This window comes from Bradyrhizobium sp. RD5-C2 (assembly GCF_019972155.1).
Taxonomy (GTDB): domain Bacteria; phylum Pseudomonadota; class Alphaproteobacteria; order Rhizobiales; family Xanthobacteraceae; genus Bradyrhizobium.
This window is the reverse complement of the sequence record NZ_BOVL01000024.1, coordinates 169,103-175,398: the sequence shown is the minus strand read 5'-3', so window position 1 is coordinate 175,398 and position 6,296 is coordinate 169,103. Positions and strand designations below refer to the sequence as shown.

The 6,296-nt window shown below is 64.2% G+C and carries 5 protein-coding genes and 1 pseudogene; 2 read left to right on the top strand and 4 right to left on the bottom strand.

Features of this window, described 5'->3' with window-relative positions:
• Window positions 1-247 precede the first annotated feature (247 nt).
• Window positions 248-580, top strand: coding sequence for a PRC-barrel domain-containing protein (locus tag BraRD5C2_RS31720; protein WP_223975218.1), 333 nt, complete (start codon window positions 248-250; stop codon window positions 578-580).
• Between the two features lie 158 nt (window positions 581-738).
• Window positions 739-1,107, top strand: a complete 369-nt coding sequence (locus BraRD5C2_RS31715; protein ID WP_223975216.1) for a VOC family protein — start codon at window positions 739-741, stop codon at window positions 1,105-1,107.
• Between the two features lie 88 nt (window positions 1,108-1,195).
• Here the strand turns inward: BraRD5C2_RS31715 and uvrA are convergent, their stop codons facing one another.
• The 4 genes and pseudogenes from uvrA to BraRD5C2_RS31695 form a co-directional block, all read right to left on the bottom strand.
• A complete protein-coding gene (uvrA, locus tag BraRD5C2_RS31710; RefSeq protein ID WP_223975214.1) occupies window positions 1,196-4,171 on the bottom strand; it encodes an excinuclease ABC subunit UvrA in 2,976 nt (991 codons plus the stop codon).
• Between the two features lie 246 nt (window positions 4,172-4,417).
• Window positions 4,418-5,077: an outer membrane protein gene (locus tag BraRD5C2_RS31705; protein WP_223975236.1), complete on the bottom strand. Its 660-nt coding sequence runs from the start codon at window positions 5,075-5,077 to the stop codon at window positions 4,418-4,420.
• Window positions 5,078-5,302: 225 nt separating this feature from the next.
• Window positions 5,303-5,689, bottom strand: a pseudogene (locus tag BraRD5C2_RS31700) (outer membrane protein); the annotation flags it as partial.
• 100 nt (window positions 5,690-5,789) lie between these two features.
• Window positions 5,790-6,296 (bottom strand): outer membrane protein (locus tag BraRD5C2_RS31695; protein ID WP_223975212.1); only part of this gene is annotated, 507 nt, incomplete at its 5' end.

Genomic DNA, 6,296 nt, shown 5'->3' with positions numbered 1-6,296 from the left:
GTCTTTCCTTGGAACACTGAAGCTTCGCAACCTCAGCTTCCTCGGTTCAGACCAGATGGACAACCTCCTGAAAGAGCAAAGCTAGCGAAGCGTAACCCACCACCTTCCTCGCGGAGGAGCGGTGGGTTACGCCTTCGGCTAACCCACCCTACTTCGAGCCGCCTTACGCTTCCTCGCGCGACCCGTTGGCTGACCGGGACGACAGGCCTATAATCCCCTCCGAACAAGGGAAGATAGGGAGGATGCCATGCATCATACCTTGGTGCCCAGCGACCGCGTCGAGCATGTCTGCGTGTTCGGAAGCGATGGCTCAAAACTCGGCTCGATCGAGCGGCTGATGCTCGACAAGGTGAGCGGAACGGTGGCCTACGCCGTGATCAGGACCGGCGGCGTGCTCAGCAGCCACCACCATTACCCGGTCAAATGGACGGCCCTGAAATTCAATCCCGCGCGCCAGGCCTTTGAGGCCGAGGTGACGCTGGACGATCTGCGCACCGGCCCGTCCGAGTTCGACGGCGACGAATTCGACTGGGGCGACCGCTCGCACGGCTACACGCACCCGAATTATTGGGCGGTGTAGCGCGAAGGCGAGGAGACGGTTGTGGTAGCCCGCATGAGCGAAGCGACATGCGGGACAGAGGTCGACGACTACGAGAAGGCTCCCGGATATCGCTTCGCTCATCCGGGCTACTGCTCTAATCTACGGCGGATCGTCGTGGCCTAGGCAAAGACAGACGCATGCCCCAGTTCAAGCCCGCCGGCTGGCCTTCCGTCATACCGCGAATTGTCACGCGCGACCTCACCGGTTTGGCCGGATTCCTGAGAGACGTTTTCGATGCGGAGGGCGACGTCCGGTCCGGCGCGCCAACGGAAATTCGGATCGGAGACTCGATCATCCTGATCAGCGACGGCGGAGGCGTACGGGACGCCATGCCGGCCTTTCTCTATGTCTATGTTGAGAACGCGGACGAGACCTACCGGCGCGCGATTGCGGCAGGTGCCGAATCGATCGAGGCGCCTGCCGATACGCCTTATGGCGACCGACGCGCGATGGTCCGGGATACCTGGGCCAACGTCTGGCAGATCGCCACCTACCGTGGCAACTGAGGTAGTTCGTAGGGCGCAACCCGCCGGTGTTGAGGCAACGGACCGGCGGATGACGCTTCGTCGATCTGCTCTACTGACGGACGTTGAACTACTCCGCCGCTTCGCTCGCCGAGCTCTTCCTCGGCTTGCTGTTCGCCTTCTTCAACACCGGCGCCAAAAACTTGCCGGTGTAGCTGCGCGGTGCCTTGACGATGTCTTCGGGCGGGCCCCAGGCGACGATTTCGCCGCCGCCGTCGCCGCCTTCGGGACCGAGGTCGATCACCCAGTCGGCGGTCTTGATGACTTCGAGATTGTGCTCGATCACCACCACCGTATTGCCCTGGGCGACCAGCTCGTGCAGCACCTCCAGCAGTTTTGCGACGTCGTGGAAGTGCAGGCCGGTGGTCGGCTCGTCCAGGATGTAGAGCGTGCGGCCGGTGGCGCGCTTTGACAGCTCCTTGGCCAGCTTGACGCGCTGGGCCTCGCCGCCGGACAGCGTGGTGGCCTGTTGGCCGACATGGATGTAGTCGAGGCCGACGCGGTGCAGGGTCTGGAAGGTCTCGCGCACGCGCGGCACTGCCTTGAAGAAGTCGGCGGCTTCCTCGACCGTCATGTCGAGCACGTCGGCGATGCTCTTGCCCTTGAACAGCACCTCCAGCGTCTCGCGGTTGTAGCGCTTGCCCTTGCAGGTGTCGCAGGTGACGTAAACGTCGGGCAGGAAGTGCATCTCGATCTTGATGACGCCGTCGCCCTGGCAGGCCTCGCAGCGGCCGCCCTTGACGTTGAAGGAGAAGCGCCCGGGCTCGTAGCCGCGCGCCTTCGCCTCGGGAAGGCCTGCGAACCATTCGCGGATCGGCGTGAAGGCGCCGGTATAGGTCGCGGGGTTCGAACGCGGCGTGCGGCCGATCGGCGACTGGTCGATGTCGATGATCTTGTCGATGTGCTCGAGGCCCTCGATGCGGTCGTGCGGGGCCGCGCCTTCGCTGGCGTTGTTCAGCTTGCGCGCGATCGACTTGTAGAGCGTGTCGATCAGCAGGGTCGACTTGCCGCCACCGGAGACGCCGGTGACGCAGGTGAACAGACCGAGCGGAATCTCGGCCGAGACGTTCTTCAGATTGTTGCCGCGGGCGTTGATGACCTTGATGGTGCGCCGGTGGTTCGGCGGCCGCCGGTCGGGCACGGGGACCGAAAGCTCGCCGGTGAGATACTTGCCGGTCAGCGATTTCGGGTTGCGCATGATCTGGTCGGGCGTGCCTTCAGCGACGATGTGGCCGCCATGCATGCCGGCACCGGGCCCGATGTCGAGCACGTAGTCGGCAAGCCGGATGGCGTCCTCGTCATGCTCGACCACGACCACGGTATTGCCGAGGTCGCGCAGCCGCTTCAGGGTGTCGAGCAGCCGGGCGTTGTCGCGCTGGTGCAGGCCGATCGACGGCTCGTCCAGCACGTAGAGCACACCGGTCAGTCCCGATCCGATCTGCGAGGCCAGGCGGATGCGCTGGCTCTCGCCGCCGGACAGCGTGCCAGACGAGCGCGACAGCGTCAGATAGTTCAAGCCGACGTCGAGCAGGAAGGTCAGGCGCTCGCGGATCTCCTTGAGGATGCGTGCGGCGATCTCGTTCTGCTGCGCATTCAGCGCCTCCGGCACGGTCTCGAACCATTCGCCGGCGCGCCTGACCGAAAGCTCGGAGATCTCGCCGATATGCTTGCCGCCGATCTTGACGCACAGCGCCTCGGGCTTCAGCCGGTAGCCGTTGCAGCCGGCGCAGGGCACGTCGGAGAAATACTTGCCGAGCTCCTCGCGCGCCCACTCGCTTTCGGTCTCGCGGTAGCGGCGGTTGATGTTGGTGACGACGCCCTCGAACGGCTTCTTGGTGTCGTAGGAGCGGACGCCGTCCTCATAGGAGAACTTGATCTCGTCGTCCCCCGAGCCGTGCAGCAGCGCGGCCTGTACCTTCTTGGTCAGGTCCTTCCACTTGGTGTCGAGCGTGAACTTGTAGTGCTTGCCGAGCGCGGTGAGGGTCTGGATGTAATAGGGCGAGGACGACTTCGCCCAGGGCGCGATCGCGCCCTTGCGCAAGGTCAGCTCCTTGTCGGGAATGACCAGGTCTTCGTCGATATGCTGCTCGACGCCGAGACCGCCGCAGGCAGGGCACGCGCCATAGGGATTGTTGAACGAGAACAGGCGCGGCTCGATCTCGGGGATGGTGAAGCCGGAGACCGGACAGGCGAATTTTTCCGAGAACAGGATGCGCTCGGGCCCGCTCTTGTCGTGGATTTTTGCGGTCTTCTTCTTGTCCTCGGCCGGTGCCGCTGCCGGCGCGTCGGCGTATTCGATCACGGCGAGGCCCTCGGCGAGCTTCAGCGCGGTCTCGAAACTTTCGGCGAGGCGCTGGGAGAGGTCGGGACGCACCACGATGCGGTCGACCACGACGTCGATGTCGTGCGGGAATTTCTTGTCGAGCGCGGGCGCCTCCGACAGCTCATGGAAGGTGCCGTCGATCTTGACGCGCTGAAAGCCCTTCTTGAGATACTCGGCGAGCTCCTTCTTGTACTCGCCCTTGCGGCCGCGCACGACCGGCGCCAGCAGATAGAGGCGGGTGCCTTCCGGCAGTGCCAGCACGCGGTCGACCATCTGCGAGACGATCTGGCTCTCGATCGGCAGGCCGGTGGCCGGCGAATACGGCACGCCGACGCGCGCCCACAGCAGGCGCATGTAGTCGTAGATCTCGGTGACGGTGCCGACGGTGGAGCGCGGGTTCTTCGACGTGGTCTTCTGTTCGATCGAGATCGCAGGCGACAGGCCGTCGATCTGGTCGACATCGGGCTTCTGCATCATCTCGAGGAACTGGCGCGCATAGGCCGACAGCGACTCGACGTAGCGGCGCTGGCCCTCGGCATAGATGGTGTCGAACGCGAGCGACGACTTGCCGGAGCCGGACAGGCCGGTAAATACCACGAGCTTGTCGCGCGGAATCTCGACGTCGATGTTCTTCAGATTGTGTTCGCGCGCGCCGCGGATCGTGATGGCGCGCGATGAGGAGCCGGCGGTCTGTTGGCGCTTCGCCTTGAGCACTTCATCCATTGCGACAATTCCGGGCGCATGATCGGGCGCCTTTTGGGCGCGCATCGCCGGTGCTGCCGGGACCTTGCGCCGATGGGTGAGAAGACTGGAACGTAGGAAGAACGGCCGACAATTTCCAGTGCTGAGTCGCGTCCATCAACGGATAGTTTGCCTGTTGGCAGCAGCCGTCAGCAGGGCCCGGTTCCCGGACGCAAAAAAGGCCGGCGCGAAGCCGGCCTTTCCGAGACCCTGAGGTCTGTTTTTCGCTCAGTACTTGGCGACGATCGGGCCGCCGAAGTGATAGTTCACGCCGAACTGCACGGTGTGCAGGTTGATGTCGGCAGACCGAATGCCGAAGTAGGTCTCGCCGCCGAGGCTGCGATACAGGTACTCGCCCTTGATCGACCACTGTGGCGCGATGAACGCCTCGATGCCGGCGCCGACAGTCCAGCCGGAGTGGAAGTTGCTCTGCGAGACGCTCACGCCGCCCGCGCTGAGGGTGAGCTTGTTGTCGGCCCAGGCGTAGCCGCCGGTGCCGTAGAACAGCACCTTGTCGACGGCGAAGCCGATGCGGCCGCGCGCGGTGCCGAGCGCGTCGATCTTGCTCGTCGCGGTGATGCCAAAAGCGGTAGCGGACGCATTGACGTCAGCCCAGGCGCCGTCAGCCTCGAGGCCGTACACGATGTTGCCGGCCTGCCAGTTGTAGCCGACGGTGCCGCCGCCGAAGCCGCCTTCCATCTTCGGGTTGCCGGAGTCCTCGCTGGCATAGCCACCGAAGCCGCCGATGTAGAAGCCGGTCCAGTTGTAGATCGCGGCCGGCGGCGGAGCCTTCACGTAAGGCGTGCGTGCCGCCATGTCGGCGGCCATTGCCGGTGCAATTGCGCTGAGGGCAAACATGCCGGCCGAAGCCAGCAAAACATTCCTGATTTTCAAAGTCCCAGTCCCATTTTCTTGTTGTCCCTTCAAACGCTGAAGGGAACGTCACAGCAGTGTCGTGTGACGATCGCGTGCCTCTACATAGAAATCTTGGAAGTTGTGTATCCGTGAAACCACAATGCACGGAAAATGGCTCGGCGAAGCGCGCGCTTGCACGCAACGAAAAGCCGGCGCAAGGCCGGCTCTTTTCTCCGATGCGAAGCGACCGCCGGTAGCTCAGTATTTCGCTGATGCGACCGGGCTCAGCGCGTTGAAGTGGTAATTGATGCCGAGCTTGACGGTGTGGAAGGTGTCCTTCCACTCCGAGCGATCGTTGATCGCCGGCGTGTACTGGGTCGGCGCGACCTTGCCGAGATCGATGTAATTGTACGCGAGCTTGGCCGACCAGTTGGCGGCGAACATGTATTCGACGCCGGCGCCGGCGGTCCAGCTCCAGTGCGTGTCGCTGGCCGAGACCGAGGGCGGCGCGAGCCCGACATTGTAGCGGTGCAGGATGTCGCCGACCGTGGCGCCGCCGTTCACGAACCACAGCGTGGCGCCGTCGGCGTAGCCGAGCCGGCCCTTGATGTCGCCGAAGCTGCGCAGCTCGGTGGTGTAGTTGTCGAGCACATCAGGCGGTCCGACGTTGGAGCGCGCCGCCCACGCAAACAAAAAGGCCGGCACGAAGCCGGCCTTTCGTCTGGATCAAATCCGTGTCACGCGATCAGTAGCGCGCAACCACCGGGCCGCCCCACTTGTAGTTCACGCGGACGGTGACGAGGTCGACGTCCTGGCGATCGCGGATGTTGCTGAACAGCGCGCCGGTCGGGGTGGTGAGGTTGTAGGTCTTGTCCTGCATGAACAGGTGGTCGTATTCGACACCAGCGGTCCAGTTCGGTGCGAAGCCGACTTCGATGCCGGCGCCGATGGTGCCGCCCCAGCGGGTGTCGCTCGCGCTGCCGGCGAGGACGCCGGTCGGCGTGAAGTAGGTGTTGAAGCGATTGTCGGTCAGCGCCGCACCGCCCTTGGCGTAGAGCAGCACGTTGTTGACGGCGTAGCCGATCTGGCCGGTGAACAGGCCGAACGCGTCGATCTTGCTCTGGTTGGTGAACAGGCCCGGGAAGATCGCGCTGTTGTTGCTGCCTTTCAGGTCAGCCCAGTTGCCCTGCGCTTCGAGGCCGAACACCCAGGTGCCCGCCTGCCAGCGATAGCCGATCTGACCACCGGCAAC

What these genes read in the sequence shown, in the direction of transcription:
- BraRD5C2_RS31715 (WP_223975216.1), top strand. Translation starts at nt 739, where the DNA reads ATGCCCCAGTTCAAGCCCGCCGGCTGGCCTTCCGTCATACCGCGAATT.
- uvrA (WP_223975214.1), bottom strand. Translation starts at nt 4,171, where the DNA reads ATGGATGAAGTGCTCAAGGCGAAGCGCCAACAGACCGCCGGCTCCTCA.
- BraRD5C2_RS31720 (WP_223975218.1), top strand. Translation starts at nt 248, where the DNA reads ATGCATCATACCTTGGTGCCCAGCGACCGCGTCGAGCATGTCTGCGTG.